We start from the raw sequence: 18,065 nt of genomic DNA on the forward strand, positions 1-18,065 counted from the left end.
TGCTTGCATTGTGGACTTTTTATATGGCACCGTCTGATGACAGTGCCATATATTCATTTATTTTTGATTCGGTATTCCCTGAATGAACGTTTGAACTGATTGCTTAATATACTGTTCTCTGCTAACGGAAGAAAGGCTGCCTTCAAAAGAAGCATTTAGGAATGTAAAGCCAAACGTACTTGAAAAGATTGTCATGGCAAGACATTCAAAATCTAAATGAGGGAGCTTTCCTCGGTTCTCCATCTCTTTGAAATATTCAATCAGCGATGAGAGGAATGCCTGTGGGACTTTCATCACAAGCGGAGCTGCTTCCTCGTAAAGCTGCGGCGCTCTCAGTCCAATGGATAATTTGACAAAGTCAGGAGTGATCCGGTTCATATATTCCGTCATAAACATCTCAAGATCGGGAGCAAGCTCCCATTTCACGTCCTGAAACGCTTCTGATGTCAGATTGCCCCGCCATTTTTCCTGCTCTACTCCACTTAATACAATATCTTTTTTGGTTTTGAATTTACGGAACAGAGTACATTCATTTACCCCTGCTAATTTGGCAATATCTTTCGTTGTAGTAGCAACATATCCCTTATCTCTTACAAGAGACATTGTTGCGTCTATTATTTTCTGGCTGGTTTCATCCACTCAATGTCCCTCCCATCCGCAATGCAAGTATTCACTTTTATTATATTCGCGTATCTGTTGATTGTCAAGTTGCACTCAAAAAAACAACTCTGAACATCTTTCAGTATGGAAATACCGAGAAAGTATGAATAATGAGAGAAACAAAATTGGTAAGCAATGCAGAGAGTGGTGCACACTCTGCGATTTTGCTCCGCAAAATTGCTTGTTGGTGGACGGCCCCCAATCCCCCGGAACAGTTCTCTTCACTGCTCCGAGGGATCATCTTATTCCACAAACTTATATCCTCGCCCAATAACAGTCTGAATCATATCTGGATTCCTCAGTTGGCAAATCACATTATAGACCACACGCTCACAGCCAATCGTATCTTCTTGCCACACAGCCTTATAAATCTGTTCCGAAGAAAGCACCCACCCAGGATACTGCATAAGTAAATGAAGGACATCAAATTCCTTTGGATAGAGATCAATTTCCTCTCCGGCCAATGTGACCGTATAGCACTGTGGATCAATGGTAAGGTTCCCACGCTGGATGACAGGCTGCCGTTCTATATTCATCTGTACAGACATCTCCGCCCTCCTTAATTTAACGAACTAATTTCCATCTGCTATCCTCATCTAAAAATTCCCCTGTTCTATAGAAATCATCTTTGCTTTTGCCGCAGATAATTCCTTATGGAGATGCAATGCCATAAAAATGGTAATTACTGCAGAAATTATGTCTGCAATTGGTTGTGCGTAAAGAATGCCATTAAGTTCCCAAAACAGCGGAAGAATCAATATAACAGGGACAAAACAAATCCCCTGCCTGCAGGCACCGAGAATAAAGCCGGCCGCACCTTTGCCAAGAGCCAAAAGCAAAGAAGAATATACCGTATAAAATCCAAATAGCATAAACGAAAAGCCATTTGCCATGAGCGACCTTTGACCGACAGAAATCATTTCCGCATTACCGTCTGTAAACTGAGAAATAATTTGCGTGGAAAATACAGCCATCAGCAATCCTACAATTACACAGAAAATCGTTGACCACAGGATTGATGTTTTAATCGCCTCCTGCAAACGGTCAAATTTCTTTGCCCCATAACTAAATCCTGCAATCGGCTGAAATCCTTTTAAGAAGCCAAATACCACCAATGTTCCCATTGATGTAACTCTGGTAACGGCCCCCATTCCGGCAATAACAGCATCTCCATATCCATGTGCAGCCCGATTAATCAGTGCAATAGAAAGACTGGTAAGAAGCTGGAACGTCAGCGTTGGAACACCTATTTTCAATATTTCTGCCATCATTTGTTTTGTGGGCGCAAACTCTCTTACACTGAAAGTAAATGCACTCTTTTTCCGCAATACATAGTTCAAATAAACAAGTGTAGAAACAAGCTGCGAAATAGCTGTAGCAATAGCAGCCCCGGCAACTCCCATTTCAAGTACATAAATGAAGATCGGATCTAAACCAATATTCAATATAGCTCCCAATAACAAAGCACACATAGTGGTTTTCGCTGCGCCTTCACTTGTGACAATATTATTCATAGTCACATTGAATACATTAAAAATACATGAAACCACATAAATCCTAGCATATGTCAATGCATAAGGCATGATTGTATCTGTTGCTCCTAATAGAGTTAAAATTGGTTTCAGGAAGATAGTAGCAAGAATAATGATAATTGCCCCAACTAAAACACTGCTATATAGCGCTGTACTTGCGACCTTATTCGCAGTATCTTTGTCTCCACGTCCTAACAGCCTTGAAAGATAAAATGCAGCTCCATTACCAAACATCAGACCTAATCCTACAACCACTTGCCCCAATGGAAACACAATCGAAATCGCACCCATTTGACTTTCTCCCAGTCCTCCTACAAAGTAGGCATCCACCAGATTATACAGGGCGTTTATCAACATTCCAATCATAATCGGGATGCCAAGTGCCATAAGTGCTTTCGGAATAGGTGCGTTCCCCAAAAGCTCCATTTTGTTGTTACGTTCTTTCATTGTAAATACTCCTTTCGTACTCACGGTGCAAATTACTGTACTATAATTTATAGCACTTCATCAATTTTCCCGCTTGACACTCTCTATAAAATAAATTAGTATAAAATACAGTAATATAAAAAACGTAATTATAAAAGGAGAACATATGGCTACCATAGATTTAATTGTGTTGGGAATGCTGAAAAAAGAATCTCTAAGCGCCTATGACATTCAGAAATTAGTGGAATATCGCAATATATCAAGGTGGGTAAAAATCAGTACCCCTTCTATTTACAAAAAAGTTATTCAGTTAGAGGAAAAAGGACTTATCAATAGCGTGACCGTGAAAGAAGGGAAAATGCCCGAAAAGGCGGTGTATTCTTTGACGGAAGCTGGCGAACGGCAATTTGAGAAACTTATGATGGAGATTGCTGGTAAGCCTATTCATATTTTTCTGGATTTTAATGCGGTAATTGTAAATTTGGACAGCCTTCCAGCAGATAAACAAAAGTCCTGTCTTGCTAATATTGAAGAAAATGTGGCAAAACTAAAATCTTATCTACAAGAGAATATCCTTGCAAAAGAAAATGTGCTTGAAATACCAGAAACCGGAATGGCAGTTTTACACCAACAGTTAATACTAGCCCAAGCAATTGAAACATGGATTACATCAGTAAAAGCGAGGTTGGAAAATTAATAAAAATATCCCAGGGTAGCAGCTTGCATTGCCCCCTGGGATGTTCTTTTACACCACAAACCGATACCCGCTCCCAACCACCATTTCTATGTACCCATTTCCGATTTTCCTTCTAAGCGAACACATTATGCTCGCCACTGCTGCCCCGCAATGTTCTAAGGTTTTGTTTCCAAGCAGTTCAGTATATACGATAAAATCCCCCGGAACAGTTTTTCTTCGTACTGTTTCGGGAGATCTCTTTATCCCACAAACTTATACCCGCTCCCCACTACAGTCTCTATATACCCATCTCCAATCTTCCGCCTGATCTGGCTTATTACATTCGTCACCGCCGCCCCGCAATGCTCTGGAGGTGCTTTCCATACTTCTTCGTAGATCATAGATTGTGAGAGAACCCAGGATGGATGACTGGCTAAGTAGAGTAACGTGAAGAACTCGTGGTTGGTGAGAGGAACGGGAATGCCATTGTGGTAGACGGTCTGTTCGTTGATGCGGATCTCCAGATTGGGGAAGATGAGGATAGGTGGGTTGTAACTACTTGAGATATGTTCCATTGTCGGCTCACCTTCCACTGCTGCAAGAACTTTATTCATAATATTTTCTTCGGAATCCGAAAAGGTCAATAGCATAATTTTCCCAACAGAACCATCACCTCAATTCATCCAAAAACTTTTCCAATAGAGCATATGATACACTTCCCTTTGGATGTACCATATCAATTGCTTCTTCTACAGGAATCCAACATGCCGAGTCCACTTCCGCAGATAATACGAACTCATTATCAAGCGTATTGGCAATAAAGCCAATCATTAACATGTCCTTCTTTCCAAACCAATATGTACCAATTATTTCTAATGCTGATAATGAAAGTCCAAGTTCTTCTTTTACTTCTCGTCGTGCTGTTTCTTCTGCACATTCACCCGGTTTCATATAGCCAGAAACCAAATTATAATATTGATTAGAAATATAATTTTGCTTTAACAATGCAGCTTCTCCATTTTGATTGACAATCAAAACAATAATACAAGTCGCAAACATATCAAAAAACGGTCTATTACATTTTTCGCAATACGGGATTTTTCCTTCGTCCCCAACACTTTTTTTAATTAACCTTGTTCCGCAATCAGGGCAAAACTTAAATTCCATCTGTTATGCCTCCTTCAACGCCAGAAAGTTATCTGCTGCTTTTGAAGGGATAAACTCAATCATCTCATATTGCGCAATTCCTTCATTGTAAAATGGATCTTCTTGCATGATAGCTTCTGCCTCTTCTTTTGTTTTACAACTGCATAAAATAATACCTCCAATACGTGGGGATTTTCTGCCAGAACAAATAAATTTTCCTTTTCGATAGTAATCATCTAAAAAACGTACATGGTTAGGCAAAATCCTTTCAACCTCAGATATAGGTTTAATATAAGTCAAATTAAAAATAAACATATTGTACCTCCATAAAATTTGTGTTACTATAATAATGACCCCGGTCACTGACCGCAGTCATTATTATAGCATAAAAAAGGTACATGTCAACATAAACAATTAATAAAGGAGATCATGATAAATGGCTACACCAAAAACCCGAAAAGAAAAAGCTGCGACTACGAAAAAAAGAATTTTTGATACTGCTGTCGATTTGATAAATCAAAAAGGCTATGACAATGTTACTGTTAGTGAAATTTGCAATTCTGCTGGAATGGCAAAAGGATCATTCTACATACACTATAATTCTAAAGAAGACATTGTACGAGAAAGCTACTACACTGATATGGGAGCATTTATCGAACAACATTACGCTGATTACTTAAAACAACATCCCGAAAGTTCTCCTGCCGCCCGAATTATCCGCTTTCTAAATTTAGAACTTGAATTTGCAGTATATGCCGGATATGAACTTACCTGTTTGGCATATTCTCTTAATTTAGGTGCATGCATTCCGGGACCATCAGAACATTTTGAAAAGCGAACATTTAGTAAAATTTTATATAATGAGATTTCATCTGCAATAAAAAATATCCACACAGATTTTTCTTGCGATGATCTATTTGTATATTTTGAAAGTATTGTCCGTGGGTTAATGGCAACATGGTGTTTCTCAAATAATTCATTTAGTATTATAGAAAAAGGAAAAATCTATATATCACATACCGTTCACAATCTTATCAAAGAATAATTTCTACTTTACAAAAAGCCGATAGCAATAGTAAAATTGCTATCGGTATTTACACCCACAAACCTATACCCACTCCCGACCACCGTTTTTATATACCCTTCTCCGATTTTCCGTCTGAGGGAATACACCACATTCGCCACCGCCGCCCCGCAATGCTCCGGGTCCGCTTTCCAGACCGCTTCATAGATCTGCTCTTTGGATAGAACCCAGGAGGGATGTTGGGCTAAATAGAGTAAGGTAAAGAACTCATGGTGAGTGAGAGGGATGGAATGCCATTGTGATAGACGGTCTGTTCGTTGATGCGGATTTCCAGACTGGGGAATGTGAGGATGTCGGAACTATGGGGGCTTTCTGGGGTTCCGCACCCGGCAATGAAACCAAGACGGTTTCTGAAACGCTCCCGGAGGGAACAATCTTCCTCATCACAATTTCTATCGTTCCAACCAACATCACCACCCACCATTTTAATACTCAATAACCAATGTCTCCTGTCTGCATCAATAGGGCACTCACTATTCTTTCCTTGAATATCCAACAACGCTTAAAAAATACGAAAAGACAAAAAGCACAGCGCATATAACGCAAAATATCAAAACATAGGGTGTCATAGTGTCGGGCAAGGCTTTCCATCCTGTTTCATCTTCAAGCATCTTAACCATATAGAATATTGGAAATATGCAAAGAATAGACATCATTTGTGCTGAACGAAATCCAAACCAATAAGTCAAGAGCAAACAAATTGCAGCCCAAAAAGCAGGAATGAGAACCGACATTGCCATAGACAGGACATAAAGTGTCAAATCCCAATGGCCATATATAAAGCTGGAAATCAAATTAAGAACAATGCTCCCTATAACTCCAGGCACCAAAGTACATACAATGGAGATATATTTGCTTCCCACAACAGCGTAATTACTAATCGGCATTGCCATTCCGAATACAGAGGAAAAACACAAAAACAGGAGGCAATCTGAAATGGATTTACAGAATGAAAAATGCGTCATGGTCATTGACGAAAATCTGCCGCTTGGCATTATTGCAAATACGGCGGCTATCATGGGAATCACCCTGGGAAAAGAGATGCCGGAAGTGGTCGGTGCAAATGCTACAGACCAAAGCGGAAATGAGCATCTTGGCATCATTGAGTTCCCCGTACCAATTTTGAAAGGCTCACCGGAAATCATCAAAGCAATCCGTGAGAAGCTCTATCAACCAGACTTTCAGGACTTGACCGTAGTTGACTTTAGCAATCTGGCACAGGACTGTAAAACCTATGATGAATTTATTTCTAAAATGGGGAACGTGTCAGAAAGCACTCTGCAATACTTTGGTCTTGCCATCTGCGGCTCTAAGAAAAAGGTCTACAAACTCACAGGCAGTATGCCACTGCCACGATAAGCTGAGTCAGCAACAAACCGCTGGTACATGGAAAATCCCCATGCTCCAGCGGTTTGTTTTACAGTTCCATATTCATACAATTTCGCATAACTCTGCTATTTAACCATTTCGCATAACCCCGTCCCCACTTCGGAAACATATCTACATTTCAAATTTCAATAAAACACACGGCCCCAACTGGCAGAAACCTTTGATTTACGGGGCTTTTCTTATCAGCAGCAGACAGAACCGTTTCAATATTCCCCTAAACTTTTATTTTATACTACATAGCGAAACTACACCCCGCACATATTGGGTGGGGTAACTGCTTTACACTCCATTTGATTATTCCTATGCTTAAAACGTCATTAAAATAGATACCAAAATCACATTTACGATTCTCTCCATATTGATAGTGCCATTTGTAACCAATACCCGTCCACCACCAGAGATAGAATCCGCTGGTAAATTATCAAATTCCACTTCTGCAAAACCGAACTCTGTGCTCAAGATTTGATAATACTCACAGTTCGATTCACTAATAATCTCACCTGTACGTTCAACTATATGCATTGGCACCTTTCTCATAGTTGCAATCTTGCACGCATTCCACAAAATCAACTCTCCATATGATGACTCCACATTTTCCTTAATCTGATCTATATTTAATCCATACTCAAGCATATAGGGAACGTAGAACTGAACATTCTCTTTATCCCAATAACTTCCTACATTCCAACATATAACTGCATCAAATTGCAGATCACTTAACACTTCCGAATAAAATTCTCTAGTAACAACATCATTTTCAATAAAACATACATCTGCATCTGGCATTGCTCCAATAGAATACCCTTTTTGCTGCAGTAATTTTTTTGCCTTTTCAATACATTCGTTATTCTTATCAAGTGCAATTACTTTATGACCGTTTTCTAATAATGCTAACGTGCTATAACCAGTACCACATCCCACTTCCAAAATAATGTCGTACTTTTCTATCTTCTTCTGCATCCAATTATAATATTTCTTGTCATAAAAATATTTTGAACTTACTTCCCATTGCTCAGCATACTCTAATTTTTTATCCACGTTTTCCTCTTTCTCTTTTGCGAAAAGGTATCCCTTTTGCCAAAATGTATATCATCCGTTCCGAATTCCTATCCCCTGGGGTAAATCTGTTTCCGCATTGCCATTCTGCGGAAACAGATACACACATCCATTTTTGCTCCAAATCGGCGAAAACCTTTGATTTACTGGACTTTTCTCGTCAGCAGAGCGACTGTTTCCACATGATATGTTTATCGATTAATAATTTTTACCAGTGTTTTAATTTCATCTGCAATCACCTGCAATTATAATTAATCTGCAATATTTTTGAAAGAAATTATTTTATTGCCATTTATTTTAATATGTAAAAATTTATTGCAATTTACTCGAAGTTGACAAATAGTAGACATTGTCAACGCTAAATGGATTGTTGTATAGGGCGGCAGAATCCATCTGCCGCCCTAATCGTTTATGCTATCCTGCACTTTTTTCCTGTACTCATCCCTTTTCTTCTGGTATTTCCCGATATCCCTGTTATATCCCCTCTTTATGTCAGCTTCGCACTGCTGTAATCTTTTATGTTCGGCGCGGCAGTAGTCAGAGCAGAGGTTTACTGGTTTATCGCTCACAAACTCCCGCAGGCAGTAAACGCAGATCTTTTTTACTGCCGCCCTGCGCTCTTTTTTACTGATGTCCTGCCCGGATTTCCAGCTGTAGCCCTTTTTGTGCTCTCTCTGCCATTTTAACAGTGCCTCACGCTGACAGGCGTCTGAGCAGTATTTCTGGCGTCCGGATATAACACTGTACTCAGCGCCGCACACCTCGCATCTATCAATACTGCCGATCGGTCGTTTTACGCCCATTTTTTTACGCTGCCTGTTCTTCTCAAGCTGCGATCTGTATGAACATTCCGGGCAGCGCTTTGCACGCGGTCCGCCCGGAAATTCTCTTCCGCAGTCAGCGCAGACACGGATTTTAACGACTGTATCCAGTTTTTTCTGTTTTGCACACTCCGGGCAGTAATTACGGTCGCGTGCGCCGTAAAATGGTTTACCGCAGCTCTGACATGCTCTCAGTGTCTTTCCGCTTACCATGTCATTTCATGTGTCCGGTATTTTCCGGTATCAATAAGGCCCTGGAGTTCTTCCAGACTGCTTTCTTCTGCAACCTCATCTATCACTTTTTCATAGCTTCCATCTTCGTATTCATTAAAAAATATTTCTTCGTTCTCGTTGATAAGCTGTGTGCTTGCTATTTTTTTCATTGCATCTTCCTCCATTTAATCCAAATTTTTATATTGATTTATTCTTGATATTCTGTTATTCTATTTTTGATGGGGAGCGGTGGCAAGCCCGCCCTCCCTTGTTTCCCGCTCTGCTTACTTGTTCAGCAGAGCTTTTATTTTTTCTTTAGCCTCCTCAATATCTTTGCAAGTTTCAAGGATTTCAAGAATTTTTCTTGTCTGGTTTTCTTCTGCCAGTTCCCGGAGCATTTCGCCTAAATTCATTTCTTCGTCCATGTCGTTCTCCTTTCCCCGCTTGCCCGGTTATTGTCATTTGGTTTCCCTCTTGACAATTATAGTATAACTTATTTTAGTTATAATGTCAATTTTTATTTTCCAAATTTTTCTAAAATTTCTTTCTCCTCATTCCCGTTGCTCTCATAATATATGAGATGTTCCGGCTGCATATGGAGTATTGCGCATATCCTGTTTAAAGATTCCATGCTTATATTGGCGTTCCCATGCTTTATTTTGCGCCAGGTATCCTGTGACAGGACACCTGTTTTCTGCGCTTTATATGCAGTCATTCCGGCAGTTTCAAGAGCTTTTCCCACATCAAATTTATATTTTATCATATTATACATGTCACTCCCTTCTGTATCTACATGATAACTTACAGACTCTAAAAAGTCAATATAAAAATAACTAAAAAAAGTTGCAAAAACGCTTGACAGTAACTTTATTTAGTTATATAATAGCACTATAAGATAAAGAAAAGCAAAACACAGATGGGGGATATAAAAAATGAAAAAATACAACTTATCAAAAATCATGAAAATGGCATGGGAAATGAAAAAGAGCTATTCCTGCAGGGCGCTGAGTTTTGCCCAGTGTCTGAAAAGAGCATGGGACATGGCAAAAACAGAATACCAGAACAGTCTTGTTCCGGACAAATTTACAGACGGGATGACAATAACTGTCGATGGAATGACCCGCACTCTGAGCAGATGGACAAAGGGCGGTTATGACAGGATTTACATTAACGGCGGAAGCCGCAGAGGTGACGGGTTTGTTGATCTGAAGAGCAGGAGAATGTTTCTTAGAGGAGAGCTTACGTATCAGATAAAGATGGCAGAAAAAATTCTCGCAATGACATTCTGATCATGGAGGAATCACTCCATTGGAACAGGAATGGACAGGCGGCAGAATAGTGCCTGCCGCCCACGCGCCTATTTGATTATCGCATCAAATCCTGCTGCCTTCAGCCTCTTTACATGCTTCTGCGCATTCGCAGGGATATCATAAGCTCCTGCCTGTACTTTGTACTGATCATCCTCTGTTTTGATGATGGCAGCAAAGCCGGCTGCTTTAAGCTGCGTGACAAGCTTTTCGGCATTTTCTTTCTTTGAGAAGCTGCCGCACTGTACCCTGTTCTGCTTGTTGAGCGGTTCCGGCCGCATCTCCGTCTTGTGCCCGAAGTACAGATGCCCCCATCTGTTGCTGCTGGAGTCACTGCCGAGATACTGGTACTCTGCAAGCAGCGCTGCGCATTTATCCCTGTCAATTTTCCCATTTCCATCAGAGTAGTTTGTAAAGCTGCGAAACTGCAGGATCACGGCATCCCCAAAGCGGCGCACTCCTTTTTTAAATACGTCGTAGACTGCCTGCCGCGCGGCATCGGATGTTACTTTGGCTCCGTAAGCAGAGTAGTTTTTCCGCATGACTTCCGTGACGGTCTTTCCGTACCCGCCATCTTCCAGCATGTCGTGGATACACTGGGCAACGCCAAGGAACCCGTTCCGGCTTGCGATCACGCCTGCCTCGCCATAAACGACTCTTGCAATGGCTTCCACGCTGCTGTCCCCGATCGCCACGTCTTTGATGTCTGTACCGGTGGTACCGCCGATCAGATTTTTAAAGCGCTCCCAGTCACCACGCGCGCGGATCTGTGACGGGCAGTTTTTCGCGCAGACGTCATAGTGGGTATATACCCGGTCTGCCGGAATGCCCAGTTCTGCCATTACCTGCTTTGTGATTTCCACGGTGTTCCGGAATGCTTTTTCGTAATCATACCCTGCATTTACGCACATCTCAATGGCTACGCTGTTACGGTTATTCACCGTGCCGAACAGCTTTCCTCCATAGTTTACGCCCACATGCCATGTGCCGCGGTTGTACGGTGCCGCGAGGTATGCACTCTTATCATCCACATAAATATGTGCAGACATCCCGTCAAAGTTTCCGTCATGCTGTGCTTTTGCGTGGGCTTTCGCGTCGGCGTCTTTGTCAAAGTTGTCCGTGTTGTGGATAACGATGTTTACCGGATTGTTTCCGGCATAGGTGTTCTGGTCTGAGATATAATCCTTATTGATGTTCATACGTACTCCTTTCCGCGCTTTTGCGCAATAAAGGAGAGTGGTCACCCACTCTCCCGTACATTATCTTTTTATTTGATTATTAACTGCAATTGCTCATATTCCGGCGCTTTCACAAAATCATCTGTCAGCCGGATACCAAACTGCTCGCAAATTGCTTTGAAATTCGCGGCAATCCGGTGTGGGGAAAGATTTTGTCTCACTGCAATCCTGTCCATGACATTTGCAAGCTTCGCAACTTCTCCTACAGGAATTTTCTCTGCTGATATGATACCTATCCCCTCTTCCATTTCATGGAATCTGTTTATATATCTTGCTGTAAATTCCGTGCCCTTCTGCCCTGTAAGCTTGTGGGCAATAAATTCACAGCCTTTCTTGGTGACAAGATAACAGGGAACTGTTTTATTCTGTTCCGAAATATACGTTGATTCTGTAAAGAAATCGGAGGAAGGAATCTTTCCTTCTCCTAGCTGCTTCATGTATCTTCGAATATCTTTCAATAAGTCACAATGCTTCTTATCTACCATCTCCGCCACTTCCATTGAAGTAATCGTACTCTTCATAATCTCGTTCATGATACCAGTCCTTTCCTTTTAAAACATTGTAATCTTTACAGACATTTTTCAACCACTCCTGGTTTTACATCGTACAGAAACAGCGTTGTGCGAGAAATTTTGCCTCCTATCGCCATGACAGCATATGCAATTTTCTTAAATTCATCCTCACTGCGGTACATACTGTAAGTATCAAGTAATGCATCCAGTGCTGTAATATATTTTCTGGCTTCCATTATCAGCTTCTGCGCTTCTTTATTTTCCGGTATATCGACCACTGCACCGCGTGCCACCCTCATGCCTTTGAGAAATACCTCCGGCGTCTTTTCCTTGCCATCTTCAATCATCTCTTGCACAGGACGCGTACTCTGCTTTGTCGGAACAATCTCCTTCTTCTCCGGCTCCTTTGCCCGGAAGTAAAAGTCTACCAGATAATCGTATACCTCCCATGCCTTGTCTGTGTTAAGGGACTTTGCATGGAGAAGGGCACCTTTTTCTGTCCAGAGATAAAGGTGCGCACTGAATTTATGGCAGTCGGGAATTTCCCGACTGGCTTTAAAAGCTCTTAATTCAGCTCCTTCCAGTTTGATATAATGCTTTCCTTCCAAATATTTCTTCTTGTTGTAAGAAAAATTATATGAAATAGTTTTGGTATCTGTTCCATACATCTCCGCAAGCTGGCTTGTTGTTAATATTCTTATTCCGTAATATTCTGCTATTTTGGGTAATTGCATTTTATTTTCCTCACTTTCAAGTTTTGATTGCAAGGAACATCTTCTAAATGTTATAATATTTTTAGAGGATGTTCCTCGGCTGGAAACAGGTTTGTTTGATTGGTAGTCTGCAACCTGTTTCCTATTTTTTACTTTCATCCTCCAAAAGAAGGTGCACGCCTTTTCTTATTGCTTCTCCCTTGGTTATTCCCTTTTTTAAGCAATATTCGTTCAACTTATCATCTGTTTCTTTATCCAGACGAACACTTGTCCTTATATTTATTGGATTCTCTACTTTTGGACGCCCCGTGCGCGGACTCATACAATCACCTCACTTTCAAGCACACATAAATTATATTAAATGCACGCTCAAAAGTCAAGCGGTAATTTATATTGTTTCCGTTCCTTTCTGCATTTTTGCGCAACAAAAGAGGACGGTCGCCCGCCCTTTGTTTTTTCTTGCATTTCCGTTAAAATGGTGTTATAGTGAAAGCAGAGAGGAGCAACCGCCCACAAAGTGGTTAGCCCCGTTGGTAAACAGTAAGCCTACCTTCACCGGCCAAGTGACAAGGTAGGCTTATTTATTTTCGCTTGTTGTTCCTATCTATGTAGGCAAGCAGTGTAATTAAAAATGTTGCAAACAGGATCATGTCCTGGAATGAAAACATTTCCATCCGCACCACCTCCCCTCTTCTGCAAGTCCGGGAGGCTGCCACCCTGTAACACGGTTGTCCTGCTCTTATATTATCATTTTGTATTTTTTATTTCAACGGGAAATTCTTTTATTCCTCCAGCTCCGGCAGCCCCGCCACCGATGTAAGCAGTGATACCACCCCTGCCAGCGCCGAAGAGGATGCCACCAGTACCCAGTTGACCTCCCCCATTGCCACGGATGAGCCGATTGTTGCCACTGCGGTCTGTGCCACGGTCTTTACCGCTCTTACTCCTGCTGCTTTTACCCATTTCTTCCAGTCTCTCATGATATTTCTCCTTTCTTTACATTCCGATCTGTTTAAAGATATATCCGATCACGATGCCTGCCACGGCTGTGGCGATATATCCGGTGATTTTTCTCCACATCTCCCCGTCGCGGGATTCCAGGGCTTCCAGACGCAGCCCCTGCTGTTCCTGTTCTTTCACCATGCTCTGCAGGGATACCGCCATTTTTTCGACCGATATGGCAATCTCCCCGATCTGTCTGGTGGTCTCCTCCAGCAGCGCGATACGCCGGTTCTGGCGCACGTGTTCATCTTCCATGCGCCTGCAGAATTCCTTGTGCTCCTCCCTGCCAACGTAATTGTTTTCCATTGTCCTGTCCTCCTGCCTTTTTACGCGGTATACGCCTCAAAGTATCTGCCCGGGCACAGGGCGGACAGTGTACCATAGATCGCCTGTCCGGGATCCTCAATGCACAGCGCCAGAAGATTACCCTCAACGTAATACTTTCCAGCCTCCGGCTGCATTCCGGTTACCCACGGGACCGGATCATCCACTGTCCCGGCGTTTGTCTCGTTAATAACCGTCCATCCGGCTGCAAAAACGTCCGGTGTCCAGTCTGCCTGTGTGGTGTGGTCCTGCCGGCATCTGTAAAGCCGCCCGTTATACTGGCGGCGGTCGCCTGTCTTGACAGCCTGTCCCGGTGTCCACTCTTCGTGCAGACCTTTTACCTGCAGCGCTTCCGCATCTGTCAGAGCCGCTTTTCTGACAGACATCGCAATGCCCGCGCCAAGCTGGCGCATCATCTCTGTTTTATTCATCTTCCGCACCTCCTGTTAAAAGATTTGCTCCTGCCAGCAGCGCTTCCTGGTTCTGTCTGAGCTCGGAAATCTGTTCCTGCAGGAGCTGCATGCCGGTTCTGGTGTCCGGCTGTATTTCCGGCGTGTACTCTTTCCCGGTAATCTCTGCGTACTGTTCCGCAGTGATCTTTCCAGCCGTCACAAACACGGCAAGATTTCCGTCCGAATACAGTCCCTTGTTATAGTACCTTTTTATGATCTCAAACATCTGCCTGCCCTCCTGTCTGGTTTAATAATATGGCTGCCAGTGCTTCCTCCACTGCATTCTGGCTGCCCAGTATCTCTGCCTGTGTGAGCAGGATCTCCGCATTGATGGTTTCCTGCTCTGTCGGTTTTTCTTCCACCGGTTCCGGGGTATATTCCACCCACTCCCCGTTTACATATTTTTTGTCTGTCAGATCAAAATCACCGGAAACCGGGATGAGATCCGGGCGCTCCACTTCCCCGCTCAGATGGCTGTCACCAATTACCATGCCGGATTCCACATCAATAAACGCATATCTGTACATTTCTGCTCCTCCTTAATAAAACTCGATTACCTGCCAGCTCATATAGTAGACGGCAACATTGTTACTAATTGTCAGCGTATCAGCGGTCAAGCTATCGCATCCAGCCGCAACCTCATCGCCGCTCAAAATAATAACAATACATCTATCCGGATCCACCGTGGCTATAGGGATACTGACCGCATATTCGCCACAAACGCCTTCCGTATTAGTGGTTGTTCTTGCCGTACCCCTCTGCACACTCTTTACCACCCCTTTTGCCGCAACCTCATCCAGCTTTGTGCCTATCTCCCCGTCTGTCAGCAGACCAATGATGTGCGACAGCTTCTGGCTGAGCGTACCGCTGGCACTCCCCGTGTTGTTTTTATCTGTACTGGTTTTGATTTCAGACACCTCTGTCTTGATGGTATCAATGTAGCCTGCGCGCGCCTCCGTCCATCTCCCCATGTGGGTTGCAAGATCCGCAATCAGCTTATTCAGCTTCCCGAACACCGTGCCTGCCGTCGCGCTGCCTCCGGTATCCCCAGTCGCACCTACCTTGCCGGATAAAGTCTGCACTCCTTCCGACGCTGACTGCAGGGCTGCCTTTTCCGCTGCCGTCACAAACTGGCGTTCTTCGTCCGTTTCCACGTTTTCCGCCTTTGCGCCGATATCGAGCACGACTTCCTGCCCGTCATCCTGCTTGTGCTTAATCTGTTTTGTGACCATCTTTTATCTCTCCTTCCCGGACGACTCCCCGCAGCATGGGGGAGCCTCCATTTTTATCATCAGACTACCAGGAAACACAGGGAGCCTGCCGGGGCAGTATCCGGAAGGTCTGAGCCGAAATAAACATTTGCCTTTCCGCTCCACGCTGTTTTTTCGGCGTCACTCACAAACCGGTGCGTGGCATCCTGCGTGATCATGGACGCTGCGTGGGATGCCGGATGCTGGTAGACGGTATCCGTAAACTTGGCGCCTGCCGGAACGTCAGCCTCCACCGTATGACCGCCTACCGTATCCGCGTTACCGCCGTCTGCAGGCAGGCTTTCCGGTTTGTTCTTGATATAGGCGTCGCTGGATGTATCATTCACATTCCAGTCACTCTGTACGTTCGGCTCCGCGTTTGCCGGAGCATGTGCTGCCTGGCTGTGGTCATATGCGGTTTTTCCACGGTCACCTCTGTAAGCCGAGGATGCTGTCTCGCCAAGCGCGATCGTATCCGAGATCACGACATATGTGGTACCGGACCAGCGGTACGTCTTTTCCGTCTGCAGGTCTACATAGATCTTCCCGGATTCTCCGGCAATTTCCGTGGTGTGCGCAGCCTCTTTATAGAATTTTCCTGCGTTCAGATAGCCTTCAATAACATCGTCCACATAGGACGGCAGCTGCGCGGCCGGAACCTTTCCGGTGTTGTCAAGTTCCGCAACACCTCCTGCCGAACCTTTGCTGGTTGCCGGAATGGCACCTGTATCCGCCGCGGAAAGCGTGATGTCTGCTGTCAGTGCTTTCCCGTTTACCTTCCGGCTCACCGGCACTTTTCCATTAAACTCTTCCGTATAATCCGTCTCGTCCGCCCACTGGCCTGTTCCGTTTCCGTTGTTTTTCAGCACCTGCCCTGCCGTGCCTCCTGCCGGAAGATGCTGGTATCCGGGTGTGGTCGGATGGGTATATGCCGTGCCTGTGACATTCTCCTCCCACTGGCTGCCATCCCACATGTATTTTTTGCCTGTTTCCTTTACAAAGACATCCAGACCATCATACGCCGCCCTGATCGTGACAAGCTCATCACGCTCTGCAATGGTGTCAACCACATACCTTGCATCAATCGGCGCTTCCGCCTGCAGCTTAAAGCCGCTGGCAACCGTAATTCCTTTTTTCTCCGCAAAACTCATACCTTTTCTACCTCCCCTTAATAATTGAATGTCATCTTGAATGCAGATACCGTTGACGGATCGTTTACATAGACGTTATAAGCTACGCCGTCTACCGTCACCTCGGATTTTGCAAATGTACCGGTTACGTCAAAGCTGTTTGCATCCAGAATCTTTGCAAGGTTTCCGTAAGACTTCGGATAAGCAAACAGCATCCGCTGGTTGCTGCAGGTAAACGTAAATGTCTTGTTGCCTTTGGCAGTGACTGACTTGGTTGCTGCTTTGACCAGTGCCTCATTTACCGCCGCATCCACCGCGATACTGCCATAGTAGTACGGGCTGACAAACGTATATGTGCCTGTCTTTGCTGTTACCGTCTTATTATCCGCATCCGTTACCGTGACGGAGAGCTGCTTGTTTGCCGTTACCGTCAGCGGAGCAGTAAGAGTCACGGTGTTCACACCAGCCTTGATGCCGCTTGTCAGCACCCCGAGGGAGGCTGCTCCGTCAAACACCTCGATTTTTGAGATAGCCGCGGATCCCATCGTGATTGTCACATCCACAGCAGTTACGCTCTGGGAGGTTCCAGCCTCAACAACGCCGCCGTTTGCCGGCTTCATCGCTGCGGATACGGTCGGCGCCACATACGGATGCAGGAGCCTGTCGATCATATCGATCGCTTCCACGCCATCTGTGGGCGGCACATAGCCCTTCGGGATACCGCCGACAGCAACCGTGGACGGCGTCTGGTTTTTATATAGCGTGTCGTTCGCCGTCGCTCCTTCCTCGACCCCTTCCAGCTTTTCTTTTTCCTCACTTGTATAATCGTTCGTGGACAGGCCTTTCCCGGCTACCTTGTCCACCTTGTTCCCGACCGCCGCATCCAGGGCATCCGCCACATCCTTGTGGGATGCGATATAATCCGCGATCTCCTTTAAGGTATCATACGTTTCCGGCGCGCCGCCGATCAGATCCCCGATCTTCGCGTTTACGTAATCAACCACAGTCTGCTCCTCGCCGTCCGCATCGCTCATCATGACTGCGTCCGCAACGGTTTTCGCAAACCATTTCTCCCATACGGGAGCCTCTTCCGTCCCGGTGTTCCGGAACATAAACACTCTTTCTTTTGCCATC

At 44.2% G+C, this 18,065-nt stretch carries 31 protein-coding genes; 4 read left to right on the forward strand and 27 right to left on the reverse strand.

All coding sequences use genetic code 11. The features are described from left to right. Window positions 1–57 precede the first annotated feature (57 nt). The 3 genes from NQ534_RS01525 to NQ534_RS01535 all read right to left on the reverse strand — a co-directional run bounded on the left by NQ534_RS01525 (window position 58) and on the right by NQ534_RS01535 (window position 2,639). Complete coding sequence (locus tag NQ534_RS01525; protein ID WP_006862449.1) at window positions 58–639, reverse strand: TetR/AcrR family transcriptional regulator; 582 nt, start codon at window positions 637–639, stop codon at window positions 58–60. 263 nt (window positions 640–902) lie between these two features. Next, entirely contained in the window at window positions 903–1,208 is a 306-nt protein-coding gene (locus tag NQ534_RS01530; protein ID WP_006862448.1) for a winged helix-turn-helix domain-containing protein, read from the reverse strand. A 48-nt stretch (window positions 1,209–1,256) separates the two neighbouring features. Beyond that, window positions 1,257–2,639, reverse strand: a complete 1,383-nt coding sequence (locus tag NQ534_RS01535; protein WP_006862447.1) for an MATE family efflux transporter — start codon at window positions 2,637–2,639, stop codon at window positions 1,257–1,259. 145 nt (window positions 2,640–2,784) lie between these two features. Here NQ534_RS01535 and NQ534_RS01540 point away from each other — a divergent pair, with 145 nt between their 5' ends. Further along, window positions 2,785–3,315, forward strand: a complete 531-nt coding sequence (locus NQ534_RS01540) for a PadR family transcriptional regulator (protein ID WP_006862446.1) — start codon at window positions 2,785–2,787, stop codon at window positions 3,313–3,315. 239 nt (window positions 3,316–3,554) lie between these two features. On the opposite strand, the gene NQ534_RS01545 is transcribed toward NQ534_RS01540, so the two are convergent. Genes NQ534_RS01545 through NQ534_RS01555 form a run of 3 tightly spaced genes read right to left on the reverse strand, consistent with a single transcriptional unit; the run spans window position 3,555 to window position 4,755 of the window. Continuing rightward, a complete protein-coding gene (locus tag NQ534_RS01545) occupies window positions 3,555–3,908 on the reverse strand; it encodes a winged helix-turn-helix domain-containing protein (protein ID WP_242655363.1) in 354 nt (117 codons plus the stop codon). Between the two features lie 55 nt (window positions 3,909–3,963). Then, the gene (locus NQ534_RS01550) at window positions 3,964–4,461 is read right to left on the reverse strand and encodes an NAD(+) diphosphatase (protein WP_006862444.1); all 498 of its coding nucleotides are present in this window, start codon (window positions 4,459–4,461) and stop codon (window positions 3,964–3,966) included. A gap of 3 nt (window positions 4,462–4,464) precedes the next feature. Further along, complete coding sequence (locus tag NQ534_RS01555; RefSeq protein ID WP_006862443.1) at window positions 4,465–4,755, reverse strand: YciI family protein; 291 nt, start codon at window positions 4,753–4,755, stop codon at window positions 4,465–4,467. 121 nt (window positions 4,756–4,876) lie between these two features. Between NQ534_RS01555 and NQ534_RS01560 the strand changes: the two genes are divergently transcribed. Next, window positions 4,877–5,485, forward strand: coding sequence for a TetR/AcrR family transcriptional regulator (locus NQ534_RS01560; RefSeq protein WP_006862442.1), 609 nt, complete (start codon window positions 4,877–4,879; stop codon window positions 5,483–5,485). Between the two features lie 8 nt (window positions 5,486–5,493). On the opposite strand, the gene NQ534_RS01565 is transcribed toward NQ534_RS01560, so the two are convergent. The 3 genes from NQ534_RS01565 to NQ534_RS21830 are packed head-to-tail and all read right to left on the reverse strand — an operon-like array spanning window position 5,494 to window position 6,543. Further along, window positions 5,494–5,808: a winged helix-turn-helix domain-containing protein gene (locus NQ534_RS01565; protein ID WP_322790992.1), complete on the reverse strand. Its 315-nt coding sequence runs from the start codon at window positions 5,806–5,808 to the stop codon at window positions 5,494–5,496. Then, window positions 5,709–5,960: a hypothetical protein gene (locus NQ534_RS01570; RefSeq protein WP_260042992.1), complete on the reverse strand. Its 252-nt coding sequence runs from the start codon at window positions 5,958–5,960 to the stop codon at window positions 5,709–5,711. Before NQ534_RS01570 ends, NQ534_RS01565 begins: the two co-directional genes overlap by 100 nt. A 37-nt stretch (window positions 5,961–5,997) precedes the next feature. After that, entirely contained in the window at window positions 5,998–6,543 is a 546-nt protein-coding gene (locus tag NQ534_RS21830) for an ABC-2 transporter permease (RefSeq protein ID WP_143115888.1), read from the reverse strand. Here NQ534_RS21830 and NQ534_RS01575 point away from each other — a divergent pair. Further along, window positions 6,461–6,883, forward strand: coding sequence for a PTH2-like family protein (locus NQ534_RS01575; protein ID WP_006862438.1), 423 nt, complete (start codon window positions 6,461–6,463; stop codon window positions 6,881–6,883). The two genes, NQ534_RS21830 and NQ534_RS01575, sit on opposite strands and share 83 nt — an antisense overlap. Window positions 6,884–7,219: 336 nt before the next feature. On the opposite strand, the gene NQ534_RS01580 is transcribed toward NQ534_RS01575, so the two are convergent. The 5 genes from NQ534_RS01580 to NQ534_RS21655 form a co-directional block, all read right to left on the reverse strand. Next, the gene (locus NQ534_RS01580; RefSeq protein ID WP_006862437.1) at window positions 7,220–7,951 is read right to left on the reverse strand and encodes a class I SAM-dependent methyltransferase; all 732 of its coding nucleotides are present in this window, start codon (window positions 7,949–7,951) and stop codon (window positions 7,220–7,222) included. Window positions 7,952–8,370: 419 nt separating this feature from the next. Further along, window positions 8,371–9,003, reverse strand: a complete 633-nt coding sequence (locus tag NQ534_RS01585; RefSeq protein ID WP_006862436.1) for a hypothetical protein — start codon at window positions 9,001–9,003, stop codon at window positions 8,371–8,373. Next, complete coding sequence (locus NQ534_RS01590) at window positions 8,997–9,173, reverse strand: hypothetical protein (RefSeq protein ID WP_157200736.1); 177 nt, start codon at window positions 9,171–9,173, stop codon at window positions 8,997–8,999. Before NQ534_RS01590 ends, NQ534_RS01585 begins: the two co-directional genes overlap by 7 nt. 114 nt (window positions 9,174–9,287) lie before the next feature. Then, complete coding sequence (locus NQ534_RS01595) at window positions 9,288–9,428, reverse strand: hypothetical protein (RefSeq protein WP_006862434.1); 141 nt, start codon at window positions 9,426–9,428, stop codon at window positions 9,288–9,290. A gap of 92 nt (window positions 9,429–9,520) precedes the next feature. Next, window positions 9,521–9,775, reverse strand: a complete 255-nt coding sequence (locus tag NQ534_RS21655) for a helix-turn-helix domain-containing protein (protein WP_006862433.1) — start codon at window positions 9,773–9,775, stop codon at window positions 9,521–9,523. Between the two features lie 160 nt (window positions 9,776–9,935). Between NQ534_RS21655 and NQ534_RS01605 the strand changes: the two genes are divergently transcribed. Continuing rightward, entirely contained in the window at window positions 9,936–10,292 is a 357-nt protein-coding gene (locus tag NQ534_RS01605; RefSeq protein WP_006862432.1) for a hypothetical protein, read from the forward strand. A gap of 68 nt (window positions 10,293–10,360) precedes the next feature. Here NQ534_RS01605 and NQ534_RS01610 read toward each other — a convergent pair whose 3' ends face one another. The 13 genes from NQ534_RS01610 to NQ534_RS01670 form a co-directional block, all read right to left on the reverse strand. Beyond that, entirely contained in the window at window positions 10,361–11,509 is a 1,149-nt protein-coding gene (locus NQ534_RS01610; protein ID WP_006862431.1) for an N-acetylmuramoyl-L-alanine amidase, read from the reverse strand. 68 nt (window positions 11,510–11,577) lie between these two features. After that, entirely contained in the window at window positions 11,578–12,081 is a 504-nt protein-coding gene (locus NQ534_RS01615) for a Rha family transcriptional regulator (RefSeq protein ID WP_006862430.1), read from the reverse strand. A 35-nt stretch (window positions 12,082–12,116) separates the two neighbouring features. After that, the gene (locus NQ534_RS01620) at window positions 12,117–12,932 is read right to left on the reverse strand and encodes an ORF6N domain-containing protein (RefSeq protein ID WP_242655362.1); all 816 of its coding nucleotides are present in this window, start codon (window positions 12,930–12,932) and stop codon (window positions 12,117–12,119) included. Further along, a complete protein-coding gene (locus NQ534_RS21660) occupies window positions 12,916–13,095 on the reverse strand; it encodes a ribbon-helix-helix domain-containing protein (RefSeq protein WP_006862428.1) in 180 nt (59 codons plus the stop codon). The genes NQ534_RS01620 and NQ534_RS21660 overlap by 17 nt, the downstream gene beginning before the upstream one ends. A 259-nt stretch (window positions 13,096–13,354) precedes the next feature. Continuing rightward, entirely contained in the window at window positions 13,355–13,447 is a 93-nt protein-coding gene (locus NQ534_RS01630) for a putative holin-like toxin (RefSeq protein ID WP_322790983.1), read from the reverse strand. A 108-nt stretch (window positions 13,448–13,555) separates the two neighbouring features. After that, entirely contained in the window at window positions 13,556–13,753 is a 198-nt protein-coding gene (locus NQ534_RS01635; RefSeq protein WP_040783583.1) for a holin, read from the reverse strand. 16 nt (window positions 13,754–13,769) lie between these two features. Beyond that, window positions 13,770–14,081, reverse strand: coding sequence for a hypothetical protein (locus NQ534_RS01640; RefSeq protein ID WP_006862424.1), 312 nt, complete (start codon window positions 14,079–14,081; stop codon window positions 13,770–13,772). Window positions 14,082–14,101: 20 nt separating this feature from the next. Next, entirely contained in the window at window positions 14,102–14,530 is a 429-nt protein-coding gene (locus NQ534_RS01645) for a carbohydrate-binding protein (protein ID WP_006862423.1), read from the reverse strand. Further along, window positions 14,523–14,777, reverse strand: coding sequence for an XkdX family protein (locus tag NQ534_RS01650; protein ID WP_006862422.1), 255 nt, complete (start codon window positions 14,775–14,777; stop codon window positions 14,523–14,525). Before NQ534_RS01650 ends, NQ534_RS01645 begins: the two co-directional genes overlap by 8 nt. Further along, window positions 14,770–15,078 (reverse strand): hypothetical protein, encoded by a 309-nt coding sequence (locus NQ534_RS01655; RefSeq protein ID WP_006862421.1) that lies wholly within the window; start codon window positions 15,076–15,078, stop codon window positions 14,770–14,772. Before NQ534_RS01655 ends, NQ534_RS01650 begins: the two co-directional genes overlap by 8 nt. Window positions 15,079–15,090: 12 nt before the next feature. Then, window positions 15,091–15,783, reverse strand: coding sequence for a hypothetical protein (locus NQ534_RS01660; protein ID WP_006862420.1), 693 nt, complete (start codon window positions 15,781–15,783; stop codon window positions 15,091–15,093). 59 nt (window positions 15,784–15,842) lie between these two features. Further along, complete coding sequence (locus tag NQ534_RS01665; protein ID WP_006862419.1) at window positions 15,843–16,952, reverse strand: hypothetical protein; 1,110 nt, start codon at window positions 16,950–16,952, stop codon at window positions 15,843–15,845. A gap of 17 nt (window positions 16,953–16,969) precedes the next feature. Continuing rightward, on the reverse strand, window positions 16,970–18,064 hold the full coding sequence (locus NQ534_RS01670; RefSeq protein ID WP_006862418.1) for a hypothetical protein: 1,095 nt from the start codon (window positions 18,062–18,064) through the stop codon (window positions 16,970–16,972). Window position 18,065 lies beyond the last annotated feature (1 nt).

The sequence above is a fragment of the Marvinbryantia formatexigens DSM 14469 genome (assembly GCF_025148285.1).
Lineage (GTDB): Bacteria > Bacillota > Clostridia > Lachnospirales > Lachnospiraceae > Marvinbryantia > Marvinbryantia formatexigens.

Coding starts and splice junctions, on each gene's coding strand:
- NQ534_RS01650 (WP_006862422.1), bottom strand. CDS start 14,777: ATGTTTGAGATCATAAAAAGGTACTATAACAAGGGACTGTATTCGGAC.
- NQ534_RS01605 (WP_006862432.1), top strand. CDS start 9,936: ATGAAAAAATACAACTTATCAAAAATCATGAAAATGGCATGGGAAATG.
- NQ534_RS01660 (WP_006862420.1), bottom strand. CDS start 15,783: ATGGTCACAAAACAGATTAAGCACAAGCAGGATGACGGGCAGGAAGTC.
- NQ534_RS01530 (WP_006862448.1), bottom strand. CDS start 1,208: ATGTCTGTACAGATGAATATAGAACGGCAGCCTGTCATCCAGCGTGGG.
- NQ534_RS01615 (WP_006862430.1), bottom strand. CDS start 12,081: ATGAACGAGATTATGAAGAGTACGATTACTTCAATGGAAGTGGCGGAG.
- NQ534_RS01640 (WP_006862424.1), bottom strand. CDS start 14,081: ATGGAAAACAATTACGTTGGCAGGGAGGAGCACAAGGAATTCTGCAGG.
- NQ534_RS01670 (WP_006862418.1), bottom strand. CDS start 18,064: ATGGCAAAAGAAAGAGTGTTTATGTTCCGGAACACCGGGACGGAAGAG.
- NQ534_RS01560 (WP_006862442.1), top strand. CDS start 4,877: ATGGCTACACCAAAAACCCGAAAAGAAAAAGCTGCGACTACGAAAAAA.
- NQ534_RS01630 (WP_322790983.1), bottom strand. CDS start 13,447: ATGGAAATGTTTTCATTCCAGGACATGATCCTGTTTGCAACATTTTTA.
- NQ534_RS21655 (WP_006862433.1), bottom strand. CDS start 9,775: ATGTATAATATGATAAAATATAAATTTGATGTGGGAAAAGCTCTTGAA.
- NQ534_RS01540 (WP_006862446.1), top strand. CDS start 2,785: ATGGCTACCATAGATTTAATTGTGTTGGGAATGCTGAAAAAAGAATCT.
- NQ534_RS01545 (WP_242655363.1), bottom strand. CDS start 3,908: ATGAATAAAGTTCTTGCAGCAGTGGAAGGTGAGCCGACAATGGAACAT.
- NQ534_RS01635 (WP_040783583.1), bottom strand. CDS start 13,753: ATGAGAGACTGGAAGAAATGGGTAAAAGCAGCAGGAGTAAGAGCGGTA.
- NQ534_RS01655 (WP_006862421.1), bottom strand. CDS start 15,078: ATGTACAGATATGCGTTTATTGATGTGGAATCCGGCATGGTAATTGGT.
- NQ534_RS21660 (WP_006862428.1), bottom strand. CDS start 13,095: ATGAGTCCGCGCACGGGGCGTCCAAAAGTAGAGAATCCAATAAATATA.
- NQ534_RS01550 (WP_006862444.1), bottom strand. CDS start 4,461: ATGGAATTTAAGTTTTGCCCTGATTGCGGAACAAGGTTAATTAAAAAA.
- NQ534_RS01610 (WP_006862431.1), bottom strand. CDS start 11,509: ATGAACATCAATAAGGATTATATCTCAGACCAGAACACCTATGCCGGA.
- NQ534_RS01665 (WP_006862419.1), bottom strand. CDS start 16,952: ATGAGTTTTGCGGAGAAAAAAGGAATTACGGTTGCCAGCGGCTTTAAG.
- NQ534_RS01555 (WP_006862443.1), bottom strand. CDS start 4,755: ATGTTTATTTTTAATTTGACTTATATTAAACCTATATCTGAGGTTGAA.
- NQ534_RS01575 (WP_006862438.1), top strand. CDS start 6,461: ATGGATTTACAGAATGAAAAATGCGTCATGGTCATTGACGAAAATCTG.
- NQ534_RS01645 (WP_006862423.1), bottom strand. CDS start 14,530: ATGAATAAAACAGAGATGATGCGCCAGCTTGGCGCGGGCATTGCGATG.
- NQ534_RS01620 (WP_242655362.1), bottom strand. CDS start 12,932: ATGAAAGTAAAAAATAGGAAACAGGTTGCAGACTACCAATCAAACAAA.
- NQ534_RS21830 (WP_143115888.1), bottom strand. CDS start 6,543: ATGATAGCCGCCGTATTTGCAATAATGCCAAGCGGCAGATTTTCGTCA.
- NQ534_RS01585 (WP_006862436.1), bottom strand. CDS start 9,003: ATGGTAAGCGGAAAGACACTGAGAGCATGTCAGAGCTGCGGTAAACCA.
- NQ534_RS01595 (WP_006862434.1), bottom strand. CDS start 9,428: ATGGACGAAGAAATGAATTTAGGCGAAATGCTCCGGGAACTGGCAGAA.
- NQ534_RS01535 (WP_006862447.1), bottom strand. CDS start 2,639: ATGAAAGAACGTAACAACAAAATGGAGCTTTTGGGGAACGCACCTATT.
- NQ534_RS01590 (WP_157200736.1), bottom strand. CDS start 9,173: ATGAAAAAAATAGCAAGCACACAGCTTATCAACGAGAACGAAGAAATA.